At 73.1% G+C, this 22,420-nt stretch carries 20 protein-coding genes and 1 pseudogene; 8 read left to right on the plus strand and 13 right to left on the minus strand.

The features are described from left to right. The first annotated feature begins 117 nt into the window (after nt 1–117). Together E2B92_RS03850 and E2B92_RS03855 are read left to right on the plus strand one after the other, a co-directional pair. A complete protein-coding gene (locus tag E2B92_RS03850) occupies nt 118–1,503 on the plus strand; it encodes a dipeptidase (RefSeq protein WP_126883363.1) in 1,386 nt (461 codons plus the stop codon). 80 nt (nt 1,504–1,583) lie between these two features. Beyond that, entirely contained in the window at nt 1,584–2,297 is a 714-nt protein-coding gene (locus E2B92_RS03855) for an MBL fold metallo-hydrolase (protein ID WP_126883412.1), read from the plus strand. Between the two features lie 64 nt (nt 2,298–2,361). On the opposite strand, the gene E2B92_RS03860 is transcribed toward E2B92_RS03855, so the two are convergent. Then, nucleotides 2,362–3,402 carry an NUDIX hydrolase gene (locus E2B92_RS03860; RefSeq protein ID WP_126883364.1) on the minus strand — a complete coding sequence of 347 codons (1,041 nt, stop codon included), beginning with the start codon at nt 3,400–3,402 and terminating at the stop codon, nt 2,362–2,364. Between the two features lie 229 nt (nt 3,403–3,631). On the opposite strand from E2B92_RS03860, the gene E2B92_RS03865 reads away from it, so the two are divergent. Beyond that, nucleotides 3,632–3,811, plus strand: a complete 180-nt coding sequence (locus tag E2B92_RS03865) for a hypothetical protein (RefSeq protein ID WP_185923487.1) — start codon at nt 3,632–3,634, stop codon at nt 3,809–3,811. A 75-nt stretch (nt 3,812–3,886) separates the two neighbouring features. On the opposite strand, the gene E2B92_RS03870 is transcribed toward E2B92_RS03865, so the two are convergent. Next, on the minus strand, nt 3,887–4,837 hold the full coding sequence (locus E2B92_RS03870) for an ROK family protein (RefSeq protein WP_126883366.1): 951 nt from the start codon (nt 4,835–4,837) through the stop codon (nt 3,887–3,889). A 203-nt stretch (nt 4,838–5,040) separates the two neighbouring features. Between E2B92_RS03870 and E2B92_RS03875 the strand changes: the two genes are divergently transcribed. Further along, on the plus strand, nt 5,041–6,072 hold the full coding sequence (locus E2B92_RS03875) for a LacI family DNA-binding transcriptional regulator (RefSeq protein WP_126883367.1): 1,032 nt from the start codon (nt 5,041–5,043) through the stop codon (nt 6,070–6,072). 6 nt (nt 6,073–6,078) lie between these two features. On the opposite strand, the pseudogene E2B92_RS03880 reads toward E2B92_RS03875, so the two are convergent. From E2B92_RS03880 to E2B92_RS03905, 6 genes and pseudogenes are all read right to left on the minus strand, one after another. After that, nucleotides 6,079–7,853 (minus strand): annotated as a pseudogene (locus tag E2B92_RS03880) (serine/threonine-protein kinase). Nucleotides 7,854–7,941: 88 nt separating this feature from the next. After that, nucleotides 7,942–9,231, minus strand: a complete 1,290-nt coding sequence (locus E2B92_RS03885; RefSeq protein ID WP_126883368.1) for a DUF6986 family protein — start codon at nt 9,229–9,231, stop codon at nt 7,942–7,944. 172 nt (nt 9,232–9,403) lie between these two features. Continuing rightward, entirely contained in the window at nt 9,404–10,366 is a 963-nt protein-coding gene (locus E2B92_RS03890; RefSeq protein ID WP_126883369.1) for an electron transfer flavoprotein subunit alpha/FixB family protein, read from the minus strand. Nucleotides 10,367–10,425: 59 nt separating this feature from the next. Continuing rightward, the gene (locus E2B92_RS03895; RefSeq protein ID WP_126883370.1) at nt 10,426–11,211 is read right to left on the minus strand and encodes an electron transfer flavoprotein subunit beta/FixA family protein; all 786 of its coding nucleotides are present in this window, start codon (nt 11,209–11,211) and stop codon (nt 10,426–10,428) included. A 189-nt stretch (nt 11,212–11,400) separates the two neighbouring features. After that, complete coding sequence (locus E2B92_RS03900) at nt 11,401–11,925, minus strand: flavin reductase family protein (protein WP_126883371.1); 525 nt, start codon at nt 11,923–11,925, stop codon at nt 11,401–11,403. Between the two features lie 199 nt (nt 11,926–12,124). Then, nucleotides 12,125–12,448 carry a TlpA family protein disulfide reductase gene (locus tag E2B92_RS03905; RefSeq protein ID WP_235023676.1) on the minus strand — a complete coding sequence of 108 codons (324 nt, stop codon included), beginning with the start codon at nt 12,446–12,448 and terminating at the stop codon, nt 12,125–12,127. Between the two features lie 308 nt (nt 12,449–12,756). Between E2B92_RS03905 and E2B92_RS03910 the strand changes: the two genes are divergently transcribed. Beyond that, entirely contained in the window at nt 12,757–13,479 is a 723-nt protein-coding gene (locus E2B92_RS03910; protein WP_126883373.1) for a lysophospholipid acyltransferase family protein, read from the plus strand. A 16-nt stretch (nt 13,480–13,495) separates the two neighbouring features. On the opposite strand, the gene E2B92_RS03915 is transcribed toward E2B92_RS03910, so the two are convergent. From E2B92_RS03915 to E2B92_RS03935, 5 genes are all read right to left on the minus strand, one after another. After that, nucleotides 13,496–14,188 (minus strand): B3/B4 domain-containing protein, encoded by a 693-nt coding sequence (locus tag E2B92_RS03915; RefSeq protein ID WP_126883374.1) that lies wholly within the window; start codon nt 14,186–14,188, stop codon nt 13,496–13,498. 17 nt (nt 14,189–14,205) lie between these two features. Beyond that, entirely contained in the window at nt 14,206–14,784 is a 579-nt protein-coding gene (locus E2B92_RS03920) for a transglutaminase-like domain-containing protein (protein ID WP_126883375.1), read from the minus strand. A 68-nt stretch (nt 14,785–14,852) separates the two neighbouring features. After that, the gene (locus E2B92_RS03925; protein WP_235023677.1) at nt 14,853–15,956 is read right to left on the minus strand and encodes a threonine aldolase family protein; all 1,104 of its coding nucleotides are present in this window, start codon (nt 15,954–15,956) and stop codon (nt 14,853–14,855) included. Then, nucleotides 15,935–16,696 (minus strand): SDR family NAD(P)-dependent oxidoreductase, encoded by a 762-nt coding sequence (locus E2B92_RS03930; protein WP_126883414.1) that lies wholly within the window; start codon nt 16,694–16,696, stop codon nt 15,935–15,937. The genes E2B92_RS03925 and E2B92_RS03930 overlap by 22 nt, the downstream gene beginning before the upstream one ends. Nucleotides 16,697–16,722: 26 nt before the next feature. Then, a complete protein-coding gene (locus E2B92_RS03935; protein ID WP_126883376.1) occupies nt 16,723–18,123 on the minus strand; it encodes a DUF6421 family protein in 1,401 nt (466 codons plus the stop codon). A gap of 300 nt (nt 18,124–18,423) precedes the next feature. Here E2B92_RS03935 and E2B92_RS33745 point away from each other — a divergent pair, with 300 nt between their 5' ends. The 3 genes from E2B92_RS33745 to E2B92_RS03945 all read left to right on the plus strand — a co-directional run bounded on the left by E2B92_RS33745 (nt 18,424) and on the right by E2B92_RS03945 (nt 22,189). Then, nucleotides 18,424–18,549 (plus strand): hypothetical protein, encoded by a 126-nt coding sequence (locus E2B92_RS33745; protein ID WP_260604296.1) that lies wholly within the window; start codon nt 18,424–18,426, stop codon nt 18,547–18,549. 66 nt (nt 18,550–18,615) lie between these two features. After that, on the plus strand, nt 18,616–19,299 hold the full coding sequence (locus tag E2B92_RS03940) for a glycerophosphodiester phosphodiesterase (RefSeq protein WP_126883415.1): 684 nt from the start codon (nt 18,616–18,618) through the stop codon (nt 19,297–19,299). Nucleotides 19,300–19,471: 172 nt separating this feature from the next. Beyond that, nucleotides 19,472–22,189, plus strand: a complete 2,718-nt coding sequence (locus tag E2B92_RS03945; RefSeq protein ID WP_126883377.1) for an ATP-dependent Clp protease ATP-binding subunit — start codon at nt 19,472–19,474, stop codon at nt 22,187–22,189. The last annotated feature ends 231 nt before the right edge of the window (nt 22,190–22,420 follow it).

A 22,420-nucleotide genomic window follows, 5' to 3' on the forward strand; every position in this document is an offset into this window, starting at 1 on the left:
GATCGCATCCTACGGCGCGGGCCGTCGTCACCCACTGTGGGAGGATCGGACACGCGTTCGCGATACAACAACACACGCAACGCCACTCTCAACGTCGCACCCACCAGGAGCGTGCCCATGACCGCCCAGCCGACCCGGCCGATCCCGCCGATCGCCGAGACCGTCGCTTCCCTGATGCCCCGCGCGAAGGCGGAGCTCACGGAATTGGTGGCGTTCCAGTCGGTGGCGGATCCGGCGCAGTTTCCGCCGAGCGAGTGCCGGGCGGCGGCCGACTGGGTGGCGGACGCGCTGCGGGCGGAGGACTTCCAGGACGTGTCGGTCTTCGACACCCCGGACGGTTCGCCCTCGGTGTACGGCTACCTCCCCGGCCCCGAGGGGGCCCCGACGGTGCTGCTGTACGCGCACTACGACGTGCAGCCGCCGCTCGACCCGGCCGGCTGGGTCACTCCGCCGTTCGAGCTGACCGAGCGGGAGGACGGCCGCTGGTACGGGCGCGGTGCCGCCGACTGCAAGGGCGGCTTCATCATGCACCTGCTGGCGCTGCGCGCCCTGAAGGCCAACGGTGGCGTCCCGGTCGGCGTCAAGGTCATAGCCGAGGGCTCGGAGGAGCAGGGCACGGGCGGACTTGAGCGGTACGCGGAGGCGCACCCCGAGCTGCTGGCGGCGGACGCGATCGTGATCGGTGACGCGGGGAACTTCCGCGCGGGCCTGCCGACCGTCACGGCGACGCTGCGCGGGATGACCATGGTGCGGGTCACGGTGGACACCCTCCAGGGCAACCTGCACTCGGGGCTGTTCGGCGGGGCGGCGCCGGACGCGCTGGCCGCGCTCATCCGCGTACTGGACTCGCTGCGGGCCGAGGACGGGTCGACGACCGTGGACGGGCTGGAGGCCGAGGGCGAGTGGCAGGGTCTCCAGTACCCCGCCGAGGACTTCCGCAAGGACGCCAAGGTGCTCGACGGCGTGGACCTCATCGGTCACGGCTCGGTCGGCGACCGGCTGTGGGCGCGCCCGGCCGTCACGGTCATGGGCATCGACTGTCCGCCGGTGGTCGGCGCCACCCCGTCCGTCCACGCCACCGCGCGCGCCCAGATCAGCCTGCGCGTGCCGCCGGGGCAGGACGCCGCCGAGGCGACGAAGCTGCTCACCGCGCACCTGGAGGCGCACACGCCGTGGGGCGCGCGCGTGTCGGTGGAACAGGTGGGGCAGGGCCAGCCGTTCCGCGCGGACGTGACGAGCCCGGCGTACACCTCGATGGCCGAGGCGCTGCGGGTGGCGTACCCGGGCCAGGAGATGCAGGTGGCGGGCATGGGCGGGTCGATCCCGCTGTGCAACACGCTGGCCGGGCTGTACCCGGACGCCGAGATCCTGCTGATCGGGCTGAGCGAGCCGGAGGCGCAGATCCACGCCGTGAACGAGAGCGTGTCGCCGGACGAGCTGGAGCGGATGTCGGTCGCGGAGGCGGTGTTCCTGCTGAACTACGCCACCTCCGGACGCGGTTGAGCCGACGGCGGATCAGCGCACAGCAGAGTGGAGGCCCCCCGGCGGCGCGGGGTGCTTACGTTCACGGCATGACCATGAACATGGATGTCATCGAGGTACGGCCCCGCCTGCTCATGCTGCGCTTCCCGATCGGGCAGGCGTACGTCTGGGCCGACGGGGACGACGACCTGACCCTGATCGACGCGGGCTGGACGGGCGGGGCGCCGCTGATCGGGGAGGCGATACGGAGCCGGGGCCTCCGACCGGAGGGCCTGCGGCGGATCGTGCTCACCCACGCCCACGGGGACCACGTGGGCGCGGCGGGCGAGCTGGCCGCGCGGTACGGCGCCGAGGTGGTGGCGCACGCCCTGGACGCGCCGGTCGTCCGGGGCGAGGCGCCCGTCCCGGACCCCGTGCTGCTCGACTGGGAGGTGCCGCTGTACGAGAAGGCGAGGACGGTGCCGGTGGCGCCGCCCACCCGGGTGGACCGCGAGGTCGCGGACGGGGACGACCTCGGCTTCGGCGACGGGGCCCGTGTCGTCCACACGCCCGGCCATACGGACGGCTCGATCGCGGTGCACCTGCCGCGGCACGGCGTGCTGTTCACGGGCGACACCGTGGCGTCGGTGGGGCAGGTGACCCTGGGCGTCTTCCACGTGGACCGTCCGCGGGCCGCGGCGTCCATGCGGCGGCTCGCCGCCCTGGCGCCGGAGACGGTGTGCTGCGGGCACGGCGACCCGGTGACGGACGGTGCGGCGGCCGCGCTGCGCGAGGCTGCCGAGCGGGACGCCGCCGTCGGCGCCGTACGGCCGTAGGCGCCCGAAGGCGCGTGGCAGGGGTTCCCCGGTCGTCGCGCGGCCGCCCCCGGCCGACCGTCGCTCACCCGACCGGGACGCCGGCCTCCAGGTTCAGCACGGTGCCGCGTTCCCGGGCGCGCAGGGCCCAGCGGAGCCGTTCGTAGCGGTTGGGGGGCAGCATGGCGGACGCCTCCCCCTCGGTGACGAACCGCCAGCCCCGCAGCTCCGCACCCGGCAGCAGCACTCCGCCGGCCTGGGCGGCGGTGAGCCGGCCGCCGTCGAAGAGCAGCCGGAGACCGCCGTACCCGGGCGGGCGCGGCGGTTCCCAGTCGACGAGCAGGAGCCTGGGTACGGCGTCCAGTTCGAGCCCGATCTCCTCGGCGACCTCCCGCATGCCGGCGCGGGCCGGCGGCTCGCCGCGTTCGACGACCCCGCCGGGGAACTCCCAGCCGGGCTTGTAGGTGGGGTCGACGAGCAGTACGCGGTCCTGCTCGTCGAAGAGCAGCACGCCGGCGGCGAGGGTCTCCCCGGTCGGCTCCGGTGTCTGCACGATCCCGCACGCGCCGGCCGCCCCGCCGCTGACGGCGTCGGCGATGGCCCGCGCGGTCTGGGCCGGGGTGAGGCGGCTGTTGTCGACGGCGTACGCGTCGGTGGCCAGCCAGCCGCCGAGCGCCGCGCGGTACGGCTCGATGTGGTCGTACGCCCACTGCCGGACGCGCTCGTTGCCCTCCGGGTCGTCCTCGAACTCCTCACGAGCGGCGATACGCCCGCGCAGTATCGTTTCGTCCGGTGTCAGCAGGACGTGGTGTACGGCGATCCGGCGGGCGGCCAGGCCACCGAAGATCTCGTCGCGGTACTCCTGGCGCAGCAGCGTCATCGGCACCACCAGCACCCCGCCGATCTCGGCGAGCATCGCGGCGGCGGCGTCCACGACCATGCGCCGCCACATCGGCAGGTCCTGATAGTCGGTCACTTCGGCGAGCCGCTTCTGCGGCAGCAGGTGGCGCAGCGCACCGCCGATGACCTCGGGGTCGTAGACGGTGCTGTTCGGGATCAGATCGACCAGTTCGCGCGCGGCGCTGGTCTTGCCCGCACTGAACGCACCGTTGATCCAGACGATCACGGTTCCCCCTCCTCCGTAGCCCCCAGTGGCTTGCCCGCAACACCCTCCCACGGAAACCCGTCCGGGCAGGGGGGTGTCCGATCGCGCACACAACTGTGGCCGGGCTGTTGCGCTTCCGTCGCGGCCGACGGGGCACCAGAAACGTCTCACCGTACGAAGAGATGCCTGCCGAGCCGTGACACTCCGGCGTGGAGTGTCGTTGGAGCAGGTGATGGACAGGGGGTACGTGATGACACGCATGGTGCTGGAGAGGTTCCCGGCGGGCGGCCCGCACGGCTCCTGGCCGGCGGAGCAGTTCGCCCAGGCACGCCGGGAGGAGGGCCTCGCGGCGGAGGTGGTCATGGACCTCACCTCGGACGCGTTCCTGGTGGTCGTCCCCCAGCCCCGCCCGTCGGCCACCGCCTCCTGACGGCTCCCCGCGCGGCGTACGGCCGTGCCCTTCCACGCCGCCTGGTGGGCGGGCACGGCCGGGGCAGATGGCCGCTCAGGCGGTGGAGGTCGCGCCCGCGGGGTCGCGCGGGGTCGCCGCGGCGGCCGCGCCGAGGAGGCCGGCGTCCGTGCCGGTGAGCGCCGGGGCGACGGTGAGGCGCCGTACGAAGGAGAGGGTGGCGTAGTCGCGCAGGGCCCGCCGCAGCGGGGCGAACAGCACCTCGCCGGCGCCCGCGACCCCGCCGCCGATCACCGCGATGTCGATCTCGACCAGCGTCGCCGTGGCGGCGATGCCGGCCGCGAGCGCCCGGGCGGCGCGCTCGTAGGAGGCGGCGGCGACCGGGTCGCCCGCCCGGGCGGACGCGGCGACCGCGGCGGCCGTGGTGTCGCCGTCGGGCCCCGGGCGCCAGCCGTTGTCCAGGGCGCGGCGCGCGATGTTGGGGCCGCTGGCGATCCGCTCGACGCAGCCGCGCGCCCCGCACGGGCACGGGTCGCCGTCCAGGTCGACGCTGATGTGCCCGATGTGACCGGCGTTACCGGTGGGCCCGGGGTGGAGGCGGCCGCCCAGCACGAGCCCGCCGCCGACGCCGGTGGACACCACCATGCACAGCGCGTTGTCATGGCCCCGCGCGGCGCCCAGCCAGTGCTCGGCGGCCGTCATGGCGACGCCGTCGCCGACGAGGTCCACGGGCAGGCCGGTCGCCCGGCGCACCCGCTCCACGAGGGGGTAGCCGCGCCAGCCCGGGACGTTCACGGGACTGACGGTGCCCGCCGAGGCGTCCACCGGGCCCGCGCTGCCGATGCCGACGGCGCGGACCCCGGGCCACAGCGGCGAGGCCGCGAGCTCGGCGAGGACCTCCTCGACCGCGCCCATCACGGTCTCGCCGTCCTCGCGCGCCGGGGTCGGCCGCCGCGCCCGGAGCAGGATGCCGCCCGCACCGTCCACCAGCGCGCCGGCGATCTTGGTTCCGCCGATGTCGAGCGCGGCGACGAGGTCGGAATGCATCGGTGTGGGTTCCCCCGTGAGCGTGAAGGCCGAGGACGGTGGCGGACCGGCGGTTTCAGGGCGTCGTTCAAGAGCGGTTCAAGAACCGTCCACTCAGTCTCTCCCGCGCTGACAACGTTGTCCAGGGCCTATGCTCGACGCCACAGCCTCGCACATGCACCCGCACGCCGGACGGCGAACGACGAACGACAGGACAGCGCACCGTGGCCGAGACCGCCCGCCACCCCGCCCACCGCTACGGCACCCGGCCCACCATGAAGGACGTGGCCGCCCGCGCCGGTGTCGGGCTCAAGACCGTCTCCCGCGTGGTGAACGGCGAAGCGGGCGTCACCGCCGACACCGAGCGCCGCGTCCAGGAGGCGATCGAGGCCCTCGGTTTCCGGCGGAACGACAGCGCCCGGGTGCTGCGCAAGGGGCGCACCGCCTCCATCGGCCTGGTCCTGGAGGACCTCGCCGACCCGTTCTACGGCCCGCTCAGCCGCGCCGTGGAGGAGGTCGCCCGGGCGCACGGCGCCCTGCTCATCAACGGCTCCAGCGCCGAGGACCCGGACCGTGAGCAGGAACTGGCCCTGGCGCTGTGCGCGCGCCGGGTCGACGGGCTGATCGTGATCCCGGCCGGTGACGACCACCGCTATCTGGAGCCGGAGATCAGGGCGGGCATCGCGACGGTCTTCGTGGACCGCCCGGCGGGGCGGATCGACGCGGACGTCGTGCTGTCCGACAGCTTCGGCGGTGCCCGCGCGGGCGTCGCGCACCTGATCGCGCACGGGCACCGGCGGATCGGCTTCATCGGCGACCAGCCGCGCATCCACACCGCCGTGGAGCGGCTGCGGGGCTACCGCGCCGCGATGGAGGACGCCGGGCTGGCGGTGAACGACGCCTGGGTGTCGCTGGGTTCGACGGAACCGGAGCGGGTACGGGAGGCGACGGCCGCGATGCTCGCCGGTCCGGAACCGGTGACGGCCGTGTTCGCGGGCAACAACCGGGTGACGGTGACCGTCGTGCGGGAGCTGGCGGGGCGGGAGCGGCCGGTGGCGTTCGTCGGCTTCGACGACATCGAGCTGGCCGACCTGCTGGGCATCACCGTGATCGCGCAGGACGCCGCCGCGCTGGGGCGCACGGCGGCGGAGCGGCTGTTCAGGCGGCTGGACGGCTTCGACGACGCCCCGGCCCGTACCGTGCTGGACACGGTGCTGATCCCGCGCGGCTCCGGCGAGATCGCGCCGCCCTCCTGAGACCCGCTAGCAGACCGGCAGGCCCGGCAGCGGCTGGTCGTTGTCGCCGCCCTGGATGTAGACGTCGCTGACGTACACACCGGTGTTGCCGCTGTCGTCGTCCGTCCTGGCCCACCAGACGTTGGTCCACTCGCCGTACGTCTCGCGGCGGCCGAGGTTGGCCTGGCAGTAGAAGTAGTTGGTGCCCGCGTTGAGGGTGCCGGCCTGGCTGCCGTCGGCCCGGTACGACGTGGCGGTGCGCCACACCTGGCAGTTGTACTTGCCGCCGCCTATGGAGTGGCAGACGGGCGCGGTAGCCGGGTCCGCCCCGCCGGTCGTGGTGGAGCCGCCGCCCGGGGAGCCCGCGCCGCCGGTCCCCCCGGCCGTCGCGTCCGTGCCGGTTCCGGAGCCGCCGGTCGTGCCCGAGCCGCCACCGGTGGAGCCCTGGCCGTCCGCGCCGCCGGTGTCCGCCTCCGCTCCGCCGTCGGCCGCCGCGCCGGGGGCGGAGGCGCGCGGCTCGTCCGCCGCCGTGGAGGACTTCGCGGCCGTCGGCGCGGACGCGGACGGCTTGGTGCCGGGCGTCGTGCCGGAGGCGGACGGTCCGGCGCCCGCGTCCAGGGGGCGCCCGGCGGGCGACTCGCCCTGATCGGTCCGCCCGTCGGCCAGCTCCTGGGTCGTGGCCGTCTTCTCGTTGCCCATGAAGGCGTACGTGATGCCTCCCCGGCCAGCAGGACGGCCGCCGTCGCCGCCGCGACGAGGACCTTGGCGCGGCTCTTCCGCGCGGCCGGGGCCACCGGAGCCGCCGGGGCCACCGGAGCCACCGGGGCCGGGGCGGGCGCGGGCACGGGCGCGGGAGCGGCTGCGGGCGGCACGGGCGTCGCCGGGCCGAAGCCGTGCGGCTGGTGCGGCAGGACGGTGCGCTCGGTCGGTACGTACGCCGGGGCCACGGGGCCGTGCCCGGGCTCGCGGCCCTCGGCGACGGCCGCCAGCAGCCGCGCCGCGGTGGCGGCGTCCGGCCGCCCGGCCGGGTCCTTGTCCATGAGCTGCCCGAGGACGGGGCCGAGGGGGCCCGCCCGCCGCGGCTCGGGCAGCGGCTCGCCGACGATGGCGCTGAGCGTCGACCAGGTGGACGTGCGCCGGAAGGGCGACGCGCCCTCGACCGCCGCGTACAGCGTGGCGCCCAGCGCCCAGACGTCGGACGCCGGGCCCGGTTCCTGGCCCTGCGCCCGCTCGGGCGCCAGGAAGTCGAGCGAGCCGACGATCTCGCCGCTGCGCGTGAGGTGGGTGGCGGAGCCGTCGCCGGGGTCCTCCATGGCGGCGATGCCGAAGTCGGTGAGGACGACCCTGCCGCCGCGGTCCAGCAGGACGTTGCCGGGCTTGACGTCACGGTGGAGCACGCCGACGGCGTGGGCGGCGTCGAGCGCCTCCAGCACCTTGGCGCCGATCGCGGCGGCCTCGCGCGGGTCCATGACGCCGCGCTCGCCCAGGACGTCGTCGAGGGAGGGGCCGTCGATGAGCTCCATGACGATGACCGGGCGGCCCTGGTGGTCGGCGACGTCGTGCACGGAGATGACTCCGGGATGGCGCACGCGCGCGGCGGCCCGGGCCTCGCGCTGCATCCGCAGCCGAAGGTCGGCCAGCTCGTGACCGGAGGAGTCCGTGTACGTACGGAGCTCCTTGAGGGCGACCTCGCGGCCCAGCACCTCGTCCACGGCGCGCCAGACGACGCCCATGCCGCCGCGGCCGAGCTGCCGGACGACCCGGTAGCGCCCGGCGATCAGTTCGTTCTCCCCCGATGACACCGCTGCCCCGTTCCTCTGTACACGTCAGGTCGATGAACGCGTACAGAGTACGGGGCCGGTGTGACAGCGCCGACGGGGGCGCCGGGGGTTACTGAGCGGTGGCGGTCAGGTCGCCGCGGCGGGGGGCGGCGAAGCCGTCCAGGTCCGTTCGGGTCAGGCCGGTGAGGCGGGCGACCTCGTCGGTGTCGAGGGCGCCGCAGTCGATGCCGCGCAGCAGGTAGGAGCTGAGGGCCTTGGCGGTGGCGGGCTCGTCCATGACGTCGCCGCCGGCCTGGTTGGCGTAGGCGGACAGGCGCTTGGCGGCCTGCTCGAAGCCCTCGCGGTAGAAGGCGAAGACGGCGGCGTACCGGGTGGGCAGGTGGCCCGGGTGCATGTCCCAGCCCTGGTAGTAGGCGCGGGCGAGGGCGCGGCGGGTGAGGCCGTAGTGCAGGCGCCAGGCGTCGTGGACCTTCTCGGTGGGGCCGACCGGCAGGACGTTGGTGGAGCCGTCGGAGACGCGTACGCCGGTGCCGGCGGCGGCGACCTGCATGACGGCCTTGGCGTGGTCGGCGGCCGGGTGGTCGCTGGCCTGGTACGCGGCGGAGACGCCGAGGCAGGCGCTGTAGTCGAAGGTGCCGTAGTGCAGGCCGGTGGCGCGGCCCTCGGCGGCGTCGATCATGCGGGCGACGGTGGCGGTGCCGTCGGCGGCGAGGATGGCCTGGCTGGTCTCGATCTGGATCTCGAAGCCGAGGCGCCCGTCCTGGAGGCCGTGGGCCTTCTCGAAGGCCTCCAGCAGCCGTACGAAGGCGGCGACCTGCTCGGGGTAGGTGACCTTGGGGAGGGTGAGGACGAGGCCCTCGGGCAGGCCGCCGCGCTCCATGAGGCCGGTGAGGAAGACGTCGGTGGTGCGGATGCCCCGGTCGCGTACGGCGGCCTCCATGCACTTCATGCGGATGCCCATGTACGGGGCGGCCGTGCCCTGCTCGTACGCCTCGGAGATCAGGCGGGCGGCCCGGCCGGCGTCGGTGTCCTCGTCCTTGCCGGCGTAGCCGTCCTCGAAGTCGACGCGGAGGTCCTCGATGGGTTCGCGCTCGAGCTTGGCGCGCACGCGCGCGTGGACGTCGTCGGCGAGCCGGTCGTCGAGGCCGAGGACGGCCGCGAGGGAGGCGGCGTCGGGGGCGTGCTCGTCGAGCATGGCGAGGGCCTGGTCGCCCCAGGAGCGGATGGTTCCGGCCTCGAAGACCTCGCCGGGCACGTACACGGTGTGGACCGGCTGGCGGGTGCCGGGGTCGCCCGGGTAGCGGCGGGCGAGCTCCTCGTCGACCGAGACGAGGGAGGCGCTGATGCCCTCGCTGACCGCGCCCGCGAGGCTCGTTGCCGCCTTCTCCTGCTGACCCATTCCCACACCCTCCAATATTCCACTACACGGAATCAACAATCCGTATGGTGAAGTTAATGGGTGGCCATGACATGCGTCAATGGTGGCCCCAACGGCGCGGGGCCGCGCGGTGGATTCACCGCGCGGCCCCGGAGCCGTCTTCGGACGCCGCAGGTCAGCCCTGCGTGGAGGGTCAGCCCTTGCGGGACTTGATCTCCTCGGTGAGCTGCGGGACGACCTGGAACAGGTCGCCGACGACGCCGTAGTCGACCAGGTCGAAGATCGGGGCCTCGGCGTCCTTGTTGATGGCCACGATGGTCTTCGAGGTCTGCATGCCGGCGCGGTGCTGGATCGCGCCGGAGATGCCGGAGGCGATGTAGAGCTGCGGGGAGACCGACTTGCCGGTCTGGCCGACCTGGCTGGAGTGCGGGTACCAGCCGGCGTCGACGGCGGCGCGGGAGGCGCCGACGGCGGCACCGAGGGAGTCGGCGAGCGCCTCGATGATCGAGAAGTTCTCGGCGCCGTTGACACCGCGGCCGCCGGAGACCACGATCGCGGCCTCGGTCAGCTCGGGGCGGCCGGTCGACTCGCGCGGGGTGCGGGAGACGACCTTGGTGCCGGTGGCCTTCTCGGAGAAGGAGACGGCGAGGGCCTCGACGGCGCCGGCGGCCGGGGCGGCCTCCACGGGGGCCGAGTTCGGCTTGACCGTGATGACCGGGGTGCCCTTAGAGACGCGGGACTTGGTGGTGAAGGAGGCGGCGAACGCGGACTGCGTGGCCACCGGGCCCTCGTCGCCGGCCTCGAGGTCGACGGCGTCGGTGATGATGCCGGAGCCGATGCGGACCGCCAGGCGGGCGGCGATCTCCTTGCCCTCGGCGGAGGACGGGACGAGCACGGCGGCCGGGGAGACGGCCTCGTACGCGGCCTGGAGGGCGTCCACCTTCGGTACGACGAGGTAGTCGCCGAACTCGGGGGCGTCGGCGGTGAGGACCTTGACCGCGCCGTGCTCGGCGAGCGTGGCGGCGGTGGCCTCGGCGCCCGAGCCCAGGGCGACGGCGACGGGCTCGCCGATGCGACGGGCGAGGGTCAGCAGCTCCAGGGTGGGCTTGCGGACGGCGCCGTCCACGTGGTCGACGTAGACGAGAACTTCAGCCATGGGACTTCAATCTCCTGCGATGCGAAGAGTCTGGGGCGGGTGAGTGGCTCGCGCGAGCCTTAGATGAACTTCTGGCTCGCGAGGAACTCGGCAAGCTGCTTGCCGCCCTCGCCCTCGTCCTTGACGATCGTGCCGGCCGTGCGGGCCGGACGCTCCGCCGCCGAGTCGACCTTGGTCCAGGAGCCCTCGAGGCCGACCTCGTCGGCGTCGAGGTCCAGGTCGTCGAGGTCCAGGGACTCCACCGGCTTCTTCTTGGCGGCCATGATGCCCTTGAAGGACGGGTAGCGGGCCTCGCCCGACTGGTCCGTCACGGACACGACGGCCGGCAGGGACGCCTCGAGCTGCTCGGAGGCGCTGTCGCCGTCGCGGCGGCCCTTGACGAGGCCGTCCTCCACCGAGACCTCGGAGAGCAGGGTGACCTGCGGGACGCCCAGGCGCTCGGCGAGGATCGCGGGCAGGACGCCCATGGTGCCGTCGGTGGACGCCATGCCGCAGATGACCAGGTCGTAACCGGTCTTCTCGACGGCCTTGGCGAGCACCAGCGAGGTGGCCATGACGTCGGAGCCGTGGAGGTCGTCGTCCTCGACGTGGACGGCCTTGTCGGCGCCCATGGACAGCGCCTTGCGCAGCGCGTCCTTGGCGTCCTCGGGGCCGACGGTCAGCACGGTGATCTCCGCGTCGTCCGCCTCCTCGGCGATCTGGAGCGCCTGCTCGACCGCGTACTCATCCAGCTCCGACAGCAGGCCGTCGACGTCGTCGCGGTCGACGGTCAGGTCATCGGCGAAGTGCCGGTCGCCGGTGGCGTCGGGCACGTACTTCACACAGACAACGATCCTCAAGCTCACGCCGGCTCTCCTACACATCGTCATAACTGGGCTGCCTTGTTGCACGCAGCATAGGCGCCTGATGGGACGGTTTCCGCTCGGGGCGTCGGACGCCCCTACCGGAATATTACTCGTCAGTACACCGATTGCTTTCCCGGTAAGCAAGCGCTTTGAACTGTGACCTTGCCAACGCTCCGTAACCGGGATCTCTCAGTCCCGCAGAGCGTTGAAGCGCCCCTCGTGGTACAGCAGCGGACGGCCCGCACCGTCCGGGTCCCCGGCGACGACCTCGGCCACCACGAGGCGGTGGTCACCGGCCGGGACACGGGCCACGACCCGGCACACCAGCCACGCCAGCACCCCTTCGAGCACCGGCACGCCCTCCGGGCCCGGGCGCCAGCGGGTCGGCTCCGCGAACCGGTCGGCGCCGCTGCGCGCGAAGGTGGCGGCCAGGTCGCGCTGGTGCTCGCCCAGGACGTGGACGCCGACGTGGCCGGCCTCGGCGAGGACCGGCCAGCTCGAGGAGGAGGTCCCTACGCCGAACGAGATCATCGGCGGGTCGGCCGACACGGAGGTCAGCGAGGTGGCGGTGAAGCCGACGGGCCGCTCGCCCGCGGCCGTGATCACCGCGACCCCCGCCGCGTGCCGCCGGAAGACGGAGCGGAGCAGGTCGGGCGTGGCGGGCCGGGGAGCGCCGGGGGCGCGGCGGGCGGCGAGGTCGGGGAAGACCGTCATGGAGGGGTCCTTCTGCGGAGGGCGCGGGTCGGTGGTCCGTGGTCGCTCAGACACCCGGACAGCGCGCGCTCGCGTTGCGGGCCAGGTCGACGTCGGCCCGCCCGTGGAGAAGGAGTTCCTGGGGCACGGCGTCAGCCTGACGACGGATGGCATGCACAGTCAAGGGCGGACCGGTATGTGGGAGATGGATCACGGCAGGTCACACGGCATGGCCGAGCGCGGCGATCACATCGGCCCTGCGGGGCTGCCCGGCGGCCCGCCGGACGATCCGGCCGTGCCGGTCGAGCACCAGCACGGTGGGGGTCTTCACGATCTCCAGCTCGCGCACCAGGTCCAGGTGCCGCTCGGCGTCGATCTCGACGTGGGCCACGCCGCCGACCATCGCCGCCACCTCGGCGAGGGTGCGCCGGGTCGCGCGGCAGGGCTGGCAGAAGGCGGTGGAGAACTGCACGAGCGTCGCCCGCTCCCCCAGGCCGTCGGCGCCCAGCTCGGCCGCCGTGAGCACTCGTCCGTGCACCCGCACTCCGTCCTCCTGTGTCCGTTCCGCCGCCCGGGTGGCGCACCGGGTGCAGCGCGCCGGGCGCCCGCGCGATTCCCGGCGCGCCGGAATCCGGTCGAACATGCCCCGAAAACGCGCCCGGAACCGCGTGGAAGCACGCCGGAGCGGACGTGACGTGACGAGAATCTCGCTGTCCGAAGTCGTCAGGACTGGCCTGTACGGCGCACATGGTGCACGATCGGCCCAATGCCGGATACCTACGGCTGCGTAACTTGCGTAACTTCCGCCGGGAGGACCCTCCCCAGGCACTGAAGAAAAGGGGCTTTCTCCAGATGGCAGAACTCGTCTATCGGCCGGTCATCGGCGCCGCTCTCACGATGTTCAAGGCGCTCGACCTGAAGATCGACACTCAGGGTTCGGAGAACATCCCCCGCACCGGTGGCGCCGTGCTGGTCAGCAACCACATCAGCTACCTGGACTTCATCTTCTCCGGCCTGGCTGCGCTGCCGCAGAAGCGCCTGGTGCGGTTCATGGCCAAGGACTCGGTGTTCCGGCACCGGATCTCCGGTCCGCTGATGCGCGGCATGAAGCACATTCCGGTGGACCGCGCGCAGGGCGAGGCGGCCTACCGGCACGCCCTGGAGTCGCTGCGCTCGGGTGAGATCATCGGGGTGTTCCCCGAGGCGACGATCTCCCAGTCCTTCACGCTCAAGAGCTTCAAGTCCGGCGCCGCCCGCCTGGCCCAGGAGGCCGGCGTACCGCTGGTCCCGATGGCCCTGTGGGGCACCCAGCGGCTGTGGACCAAGGGGCGGCCGCGCAACTTCAAGCGCAGCCACATCCCGGTGACCATCCGGGTGGGCGAGCCGGTGGAGGCGCCGACCGACCAGTACGCGGGCGCGATCACCCGGCGGCTGCGCGACCGGGTGCAGGAGCTGCTGGAGGCGGCGCAGCGCGCCTACCCCGTACGCCCCAAGGACGCGAGCGACACCTGGTGGGTGCCCGCGCACCTCGGGGGCACGGCGCCGACCGCCGCCGAGGTCCGCGAGGCGGGCTGAGCCGGCGCCCGGCGGGCTACTCGGGGTCGCGGACCGTGATCCGCGCCCCGGGGCTCAGCTTCTCCAGCGACTCGGCGAGCTCGGCCCCGGCGGCCTGGAGCTCGCCGCGTGTCATGGGCGCCAGGCTCTCCAGCAGGAACAGCGCGTTGACCGACTGCTCGGTGAGGCGGGTGCGTACGCCCTGGCGCCAGTTCCAGCGGCGGCAGGTGACGCCCTCGTCGTCGCACCAGACCACCTCGCCGGCCTCGGGGTGCTCGACGGTCTCCTCGCCCCCGGCGACGGTGACGAACGGCTCGGTCCCGGTGGCGCGGACGAGCCGCATCCCGCCGCGGATGCGGTCGGTGTCCTCGCCGCCGACCGGGATCAGGTGGGCCACGCTGACGGCGTTGTAGGCGTCGACGAGCAGGTTGATGCGGGGCAGGCCGCCGTCGGCGAGGGCGCGCTTGGCGAGCGCCTCGGCGGAGTTGCGGGTACGGGACGGCTTGGCGCCGAACGCGCTGTAGGCCTCGCGCCAGGCGGCGACGTGCGGGTCCTCGTGCGGGGCGCGTCCGCCGAGGCGCTCGGCCAGGCGGCGGGCGGCGTCGTCCAGGAGGGCGGAACTGGCCGCGTCGCTGGGGCCGTTGACCAGTCCGCGGGCCTCGATGGCGAGATGGGTGAAGCCGGGGACGAGGGTGCGCACCTCGTCGGCCACGGTGAGCGTCAGGTTCATGGTCCGCCGTTCAGGGTTCACAGGTTCGTGGGGAGCGTCGCGTCCAGGTGGGGCCGGTCCCGGGCGGCCCGCAGGGCGCTCAGAACGACCGGGTGCGGTGTAGCGTACAACACCGGGTAGTCCACTTGGTTGGACTCGGGCCGTACGGTGAACGCCAGTTGCTCGCGGTCGGTACGGAACTGGGCGTCCACGCCGGGCCCGTTGCCGCGCGGGTCCTGCCGTACCCACCCCGGGCCACCCGGCAGCCTGACCGCGACGAGACCGTGCACCACGTCGAACCTCTGGTAGCACAGGGCGGCGGGCACGGACCGGGCGCGCAGCAGGGCGGCGAGCGCGTGGGACTTGGCGTAACAGATGCCGGTGCGCTGCTCCAGCACGTCGGAGGCGCGCCAGGTGACGCGCGGGTCGTCGGTGTCCATGGAGTGCGCGACGGTGTCGCGGACGTACTCGAAGGCCGCCCTGGCGTATGCGTATGCGTCGCCGTGTGCGGCGGCGAGGCGGTGCGCGACCTCGCGCACCCGCGGGTGCTCATGGTCGATGACGTCGTCGGCAGCGAGGTACGCCGAGAGTTCGGGGACCTGCTGGATCAGCTCCATGGTGGCCGACCATAGGGAAGCGGCCGACCGGAGTCAATCAATTTCCGATCGGCCGCATACGTATGCAGTCAGCCCCTACCGTGCGTCATCTCTTCCTTGAGCGCCAGCACGAAGGCGTCGACGTCGTCCTCGGTGGTGTCGAAGGAGCACATCCAGCGCACCACGCCGGCCGCCTCGTCCCAGAAGTAGAACCGGAACCGCTCCTGGAGCCGCCGGGTCACCTCCTGCGGCAGCCGCGCGAACACGCCGTTCGCCTGCACCGGGTAGAGGATCTCCACCCCGTCCACCGCGCGCACGCCCTCCGCCAGGCGCTGCGCCATGGCGTTGGCATGCCGGGCGTTGCGCAGCCACAGGTCCTTGGCGAGCAGCGCCTCGAACTGCACCGAGACGAACCGCATCTTGGAGGCGAGCTGCATGGACATCTTGCGCAGGTGCTTCATGTGGCGGGCCACGTCCGGGTTGAGCGCGATCACGCACTCGCCGAAGAGCATGCCGTTCTTCGTCCCGCCGAACGACATGACGTCCACGCCGACCGCGTTGGTGAACGCCCGCATCGGGACGTCCAGCGAGGCGGCCGCGTTGGCTATCCGGGCACCGTCGAGGTGCACCTTCATGCCCAGGCCGTGCGCGTGCTCGACGATCGCGCGGATCTCCTCCACCGTGTAGACGGTGCCCAGCTCGGTGTTCTGGGTGATCGAGACCACCTGCGGCATGGCGCGGTGCTCGTCCTCCCAGCCGAACGCCTGCCGGTCGATCAGCTCGGGCGTCAGCTTGCCGTCCGGAGTGGGGACGGTCAGCAGCTTCAGCCCGGCCATGCGCTCGGGCGCCCCGCCCTCGTCCACGTTGATGTGGGCGGACTCGGCGCAGATGACCGCGCCCCAGCGGTCGGTGAGCGACTGCAGGGCGGTGACGTTGGCACCGGTGCCGTTGAACACCGGGAACGCCTCGGCGGTCGGGCCGAAGTGGCTGTGCATGACCCGCTGGAGGTGCTCGGTGTACACGTCCTCGCCGTAGGCGACCTGGTGGCCGCCGTTGGCGAGGGCGAGTGCGGCCATGACCTCGGGGTGCGCGCCGGCGTAGTTGTCGCTGGCGAAGCCCCGGACGCCGGGGTCGTGGCGACGCCGTGCGTCGGTCCTGGCGGTGTCGGGGGTCACGGCTTGGGGGTCAGCCACAGGCGCTGTCCATTCACTTCCCGGGCGGGCTTGTCCCAGACGGCGGCGATCTCGTCGGCCAGATCCTTGACGTCCGTGAAGCCCGCGAACTTCGCGTTCGGGCGCTCGGCGCGCATGGCGTCGTGCACCAGAGCCTTCACGATCAGGATCGTAGCCGCGGCCTTCGGGCCCTCTTCGCCGCCCGCCTTGCGGAAGGCGTCGCCGAGCGCGAGGGTCCACGCCTCGGCCGCCGCCTTGGAGGCCGAGTACGCGGCGTTCCCGGCGGTGGGCTTGCTGGCGCCGGAGGCGCTGACCAGCACGTAGCGGCCGCGGTCGCTGCGCAGGAGGCCGTCGTGGAAGGCGAGGGAGGTGTGCTGGACCGTGCGGATCAGCAGCTTCTCCAGCAGCGTCCAGTCGGCGAGGTCCGTCTCGGCGAAGGTGGCGCTGCCGCGCCAGCCGCCGACGAGGTGGACCAGGCCGTCCACGCGGCCGAACTCCTTCTCGGTCTTGTCCGCCCACTCGCGCGCCGCACCGAGGTCGAGCAGGTCGACGGTGTCACCGGTGACGGTGGCCCCGCCGTGCGCGTAGCGGGCCGCGTCGACCGCCTCGGCGAGGCGCTCGGGGTCCGCGTCGGAGGCGACCACGGTCGCGCCCGCCTCCGCGAGCCGCAGCAGGGCGGCACGGCCGGCGGCGCCGCCCGCTCCGGCCACCGCGACGACAGCGCCCTCGAGCGGGCCGTTTCCGTTGCCCTTGCCGTTCATGGTCGTCGTCTCCTCCGTACGAGAGCTCACGCGGCGGCCTTCTCGCCGGCCTTGTCGGCCGTGATGCCCTTGGTGGAGGCGATCACGTTCTTGAGCTTCTTGGAGAGGGCCTCATAGAACATGCTCAGCGGAAACTCGTCCGGAAGCACGTCGTCGACCAGCTTGCGCGGCGGCAGGCTCAGGTCCAGCGCGTCGGGGCCCTTCGCCCAGCGCGAGCCGGGGTGCGGGGCGAGGTAGGTGGAGACCAGGTCGTACGCGGCGAACCAGTGGACCAGCTTCGGGCGGTCGATGCCGTCGCGGTAGAGCTGCTCGATCTCGCCGCAGAGCTGGTTGGTGATCTGCGGGGCCCGCTCCCAGTCGATCTTGAGCGTGTTGTCGGTCCAGCGCAGCACGTCGTGCTTGTGCAGGTACGCGAAGAGGAGCTGGCCGCCGAGACCGTCGTAGTTGCGGTTGCGGTCGCCGGTGACCGGGAAGCGGAACATCCGGTCGAACAGGACGGCGTACTGGACGTCCCGGCCGTGCGGGTGGCCCTCGCCCTCCAGCTTCACGGCCTCCTTGAAGGCGGTGAGGTCGCAGCGCAGCTCCTCCAGGCCGTACATCCAGAACGGCTGGCGCTGCTTGATCATGAAGGGGTCGAACGGCAGGTCACCGTGGCTGTGGGTGCGGTCGTGGACCATGTCCCAGAGCACGAACGCCTTCTCGCAGCGCTCCTGGTCGCCGAGCATCTCGCGGATGTCGTCCGGCAGGTCCATGCCCAGGATGTCCACCGCCGCCTCGGTGACGCGGCGGAAACGGGCGGCCTCGCGGTCGCAGAAGATGCCACCCCAACTGAAGCGCTCGGGGGCCTCGCGCACGGCGATGGTCTCCGGGAAGAGGACCGCCGAGTTGGTGTCGTAGCCCGAGGTGAAGTCCTCGAAGGTGATGCCGCAGAACAGCGGGTTGTCGTAGCGGGTCGCCTCCAGCTCGGCGAGCCACTCCGGCCAGACCATGCGCAGCACGACCGCTTCAAGGTTGCGGTCGGGGTTGCCGTTCTGGGTGTACATCGGGAACAGCACCAGGTGCTGGAGGCCGTCGAGCCGGTTCGCGGCGGGCTGGAAGGCCAGCAGGGAGTCCAGGAAGTCGGGCACCGCGTAGCCGCCGCCGGCCCACTTGCGCACGTCGGCGACGAGCGCCCGGTGGTACGCCGTGTCGTGCGGGAGCAGCGGGGAGAGCTGCTCGACCGCGGCGACGACCCGGTCGACGGTGGTGTCGACGAGGGCACGGCCGGGCGCGCCCTCGGCGCCGAAGTCGATGGAACCGTCCGCGGACTGCCAGGTGCGGATCTCTTCCACGGCATTCTTGAGCTCGGGCCACGCCGGGTGGTCGATCACCCTGGCGTCGGCGGTCACGTCCCCGCCCACTGCATCCTGCACAAGAATTTCCGTCATCACACTTCCTCCACGGGAGAACCTCGCGTCAAGGCACCGTATCCATGGGTGCTTCTCCGCCACAAGGGGAGCAGGAAGAAATTATCCTGCCGACCCCCCACCGAGGCCGCTGTTTTTCCTGTCCGAGGTGGGTGATGCAGCCGCATCCACGGAGTCCCTCCGTCCTGCCGGAGCCCGGCGCGACCCGCCGCGCCGCACTCCCAACGACGCGCCCACGCACGGGTGAAGACCGGTTCGGCACGCCGGGCGGCGCGGGTAGGACCGACCAGTCACCGCTGCCCCCTTTCCGGAGCCGTACGCATGAGCATCCGTGCCGTCCTTGTCGCCGCCCTCCTCACCGGATTCGTCCTGGGCGTCGCCGCGCCCGGGCCGGATCACTCCTCTTCCCCGCGCGGGACGGGTTCCGTCCCGGGCGCGGATCGTTAGGCTGCGACGGTGCCGCGTGTGGCACGGCACCGCGCGGTACCCGCCGTCGACGGAAGCGAGAAGATCTTGAGTTTCCTCACCATCGGTCATCGCGGAGTCATGGGTGTCGAACCGGAGAACACCCTGCGGTCCTTCGTCCGCGCCGAGCACGCGGGCATGGACGTCATCGAGCTGGACCTGCACCTGAGCAAGGACGGCGCCCTCGTCGTCATGCACGACGCCGAGGTGGACCGGACGACCGACGGCACCGGGGCGATCGCCGACAAGACCCTCGCCGAGCTGCGGGAGCTCGACGCCGGGCTCGGCGAGCGCGTCCCGGTGTTCGAGGAGGTCCTGGACGCCGTGCGGACCCCCCTCCAGGCGGAGATCAAGGACGTGGCGGCCGCCCGCGCGCTGGCCGAGGTCATGCGCCGGCGCGACCTGGCCGGGCGGGTGGAGGTCTCGTCGTTCCACGACGAGGCGGTCGCCGAGATCGCCCGGCTCGTGCCGGGGGTCCGGACAGTGCTGATCGCGAGCCACTGGGGCGACGACATCGTGGCGCGGGCGCGGGCCGTGGGCGCGGGCACGCTGGCGCTGGACATCCGGCGGCTCACGCTGGAGACCACCGAGCGGGCGCGCGCGGCGGGCCTGGGGGTCATCGCCTGGGTGGTCAACACGCCGCAGCACCTGCGGCTCGTCCGCGCCCTGGAACTGGACGGGGCGACCACCGACCACCCGGAGATCCGGCGTACGGGCCGCTTCACGGCCTGACGGGCGCCGTCCCCGCCGCCACGGCTCCGCCCGCCGTCCGCGCCGGGCGGAGCCGCCGCGTCCCGTCCGTCACAGGTGTAACCGGAATGCGCTCGGGAACCCGCGACCTGGATCCAGCAGGTCTTCTCGTACAGCGTGTCCCGGCCATTACCGGACACCGGAACGGACGCATATGAGCAGCGGTTTCATGGGTCCGGAGGGTTACGGCTCCGACCCCTTCAGCGAGTTTCTGGCCCGCTTCTTCGGGGGCGGGGCCGGATCGGCACCCGCGGGCGGGCGGCCCATCCCCCGGTACATCGACATAGGGCGCCTGATGAGCGAGCCCGCGCGCCGGATGGTGGGCGACGCCGCCTCGTACGCGGCCGAGCACGGCAGTACCGACCTGGAGACCGAGCACCTGCTGCGGGCCGCGCTCGCCACCGAGCCCACCCGCGACCTGATCGCCCGCGCGGGTGCCGACCCGGACGCCCTGGCCGAGGAGATCGACCGGACGGCCGGCGAGGGCCCGCCCCAGTCGCGGATCGCCGTCACGCCCGCCGTCAAACGGGCGCTGCTCGACGCCCACGACCTGGCGCGGCACACGGGCGCCTCGTACATCGGCCCGGAGCACGTGCTGGCGGCGCTCGCCTCCAACCCCGACTCGGCGGCGGGCCGCATCCTGAACGCCGCCAAGTTCGACCCGGGCTCCGTGCAGGGCTCCGGGGCCGGGCGCGGCGGACCGGGCCCCTGGGTGGGCGACGCCGACCAGCGGCCGGCGCCGCAGCGCGGCACGCCGACGCTGGACAAGTACGGCCGCGACCTCACGGACATGGCCAAGGCGGGCCGGATCGACCCGGTGATCGGCCGGGACCTGGAGATCGAGCAGACCGTGGAGGTGCTGTCCCGGCGCGGCAAGAACAACCCCGTGCTGATCGGCGACGCCGGTGTCGGCAAGACGGCCATCGTCGAGGGGCTGGCCCAGCGCATCGCCGAGCATGACGTCCCGGACACCCTGCGCGACCGCAGGGTCGTCGCCCTGGACCTGTCCGGCGTGGTCGCCGGCACCCGCTACCGGGGCGACTTCGAGGAGCGGCTGAACGCCATCATCGAGGAGATCCGCACCCACTCCGGCGAGCTGATCGTCTTCATCGACGAGCTGCACACGGTCGTCGGCGCCGGCGCGGGCAGCGGCGGCGGCGACAGCGGCTCCATGGACGCGGGCAACATGCTCAAGCCCGCCCTCGCCCGGGGCGAGCTGCACGTCATCGGCGCGACGACGATGGAGGAGTACCGCCGCTACATCGAGAAGGACGCGGCCCTCGCCCGCCGGTTCCAGCCGATCCTGGTGCCCGAGCCGAGCCCCGAGGACGCCCTGGAGATCCTGCGGGGGCTCCAGGACCGCTACGAGGCCCACCACCAGGTCCGCTACACCGACGAGGCGCTGCAGGCCGCCGTGGAGCTGTCCGACCGGTACCTGACGGAGCGGTTCCTGCCCGACAAGGCCATCGACCTGATCGACCAGGCGGGCGCCCGGGTGCGGCTGCGCACGCACACGAACACCGACGTGCGGGCGCTGGAGCGGCAGGCGGAGCAGCTCGCCCGGGACAAGGACCAGGCGGTCGCCGCCGAGCAGTACGAGAAGGCGATGGAACTGCGCGACCGCATCCAGGAGGTCACCGAGCGGATCAAGGCGGGACGGACCGCGCAGCCCGCCGGTGACGGGCCGGCCGTGGAGGTCACGGCGGAGGACATCGCCGAGGTGGTCAGCCGGCAGACCGGCATCCCGGTCAGCAGCCTCACCCAGGAGGAGAAGGAGCGGTTGCTGGGCCTCGAGGAGCACCTGCGCGAGCGGGTCATCGGCCAGGACGAGGCCGTCAAGGCCGTCTCCGAGGCGGTGCTGCGCTCCCGTGCGGGCCTCGCCGACCCCAGGCGCCCCATCGGCAGCTTCCTGTTCCTCGGCCCGACGGGCGTCGGCAAGACCGAACTGGCCCGGGCGCTGGCGGACGCCCTGTTCGGCAGCGACGAGCGGATGGTGCGGCTGGACATGAGCGAGTTCCAGGAGCGGCACACCGTCAGCCGGCTGGTCGGCGCCCCGCCCGGGTACGTGGGGCACGAGGAGGCCGGGCAGCTCACCGAGGCGGTGCGCCGTCATCCATACTCGCTGCTCCTGCTGGACGAGGTGGAGAAGGCCCACCCGGACGTGTTCAACATCCTGCTCCAGGTGCTGGACGACGGGCGGCTGACCGACTCGCAGGGCCGCACGGTCGACTTCAAGAACACGGTCATCGTGATGACCAGCAACCTCGGCTCGGAGGCCATCGGCACCGGCCGCGGGATGCTCGGTTTCGGCGCCACGGACAGCGAGGCGGACGACGAGGCGGTGCGGGAGCGGGCGCTGCGGCCGCTGCGCGAGCACTTCCGCCCCGAATTCCTCAACCGCATCGACGAGATCGTCCTCTTCCGGCGCCTCGACGAGGACCAGTTGCGCCGGATCACCGACCTGCTGCTGGAGGAGACCCGGCGCCGGATGCGCGGCCAGCACATCACGCTGGAGTTCGACCCGGACGCCGTCGACTGGCTGGCCCGCCGCGGCCACCAGCCCGAGTACGGGGCACGCCCGCTGCGCCGGACGATCCAGCGCGAGGTCGACAACCGGCTGTCCCGGCTGCTGCTGGACGGACGCCTTCCGGCGGGCGCGCGGGTGCGGGTGACGGTCGGCAACGGGCGGCTCGCGTTCCACACCGACGAGCCGGCCGACACGGGTACCGAGGGACCGCCCGCCGGGGCCGGCACGGTGGGCAAGCCAGGGTCGATGGACCGGCCGCCGGGCACCGGGAGCCGGCCGGGCCCCTCGCTGGGCGGCCCGGGCTCACCGCTGGGCGAGGCGGGCGGCCCGCCACCCGCCGCCTAGGGTCTTTCGTTCGGATCAGGCTGGAGCAGGGAGCGGCGCATGGTGCCTGGGGTCTCCCCAGGCCCGCCAGGGCCGAGGGGACGCATCGCAAGGCGGAGGTGGGGGTCCCCCCGCCGAAGGCAGGGGGAGGAGCCACTGCGGAGCATTGGCGACCGACGACAACGCCGCGAGGTGCGGTGTCCCGGGGGCACCTCCCAGCGAAGCTGGGGGAGCGCCGCGAGCCCAGCAAGG

Origin of the sequence: Streptomyces sp. WAC05374 (assembly GCF_004353505.1) — a bacterium.
In the GTDB taxonomy this organism is placed as follows: domain Bacteria; phylum Actinomycetota; class Actinomycetes; order Streptomycetales; family Streptomycetaceae; genus Streptomyces.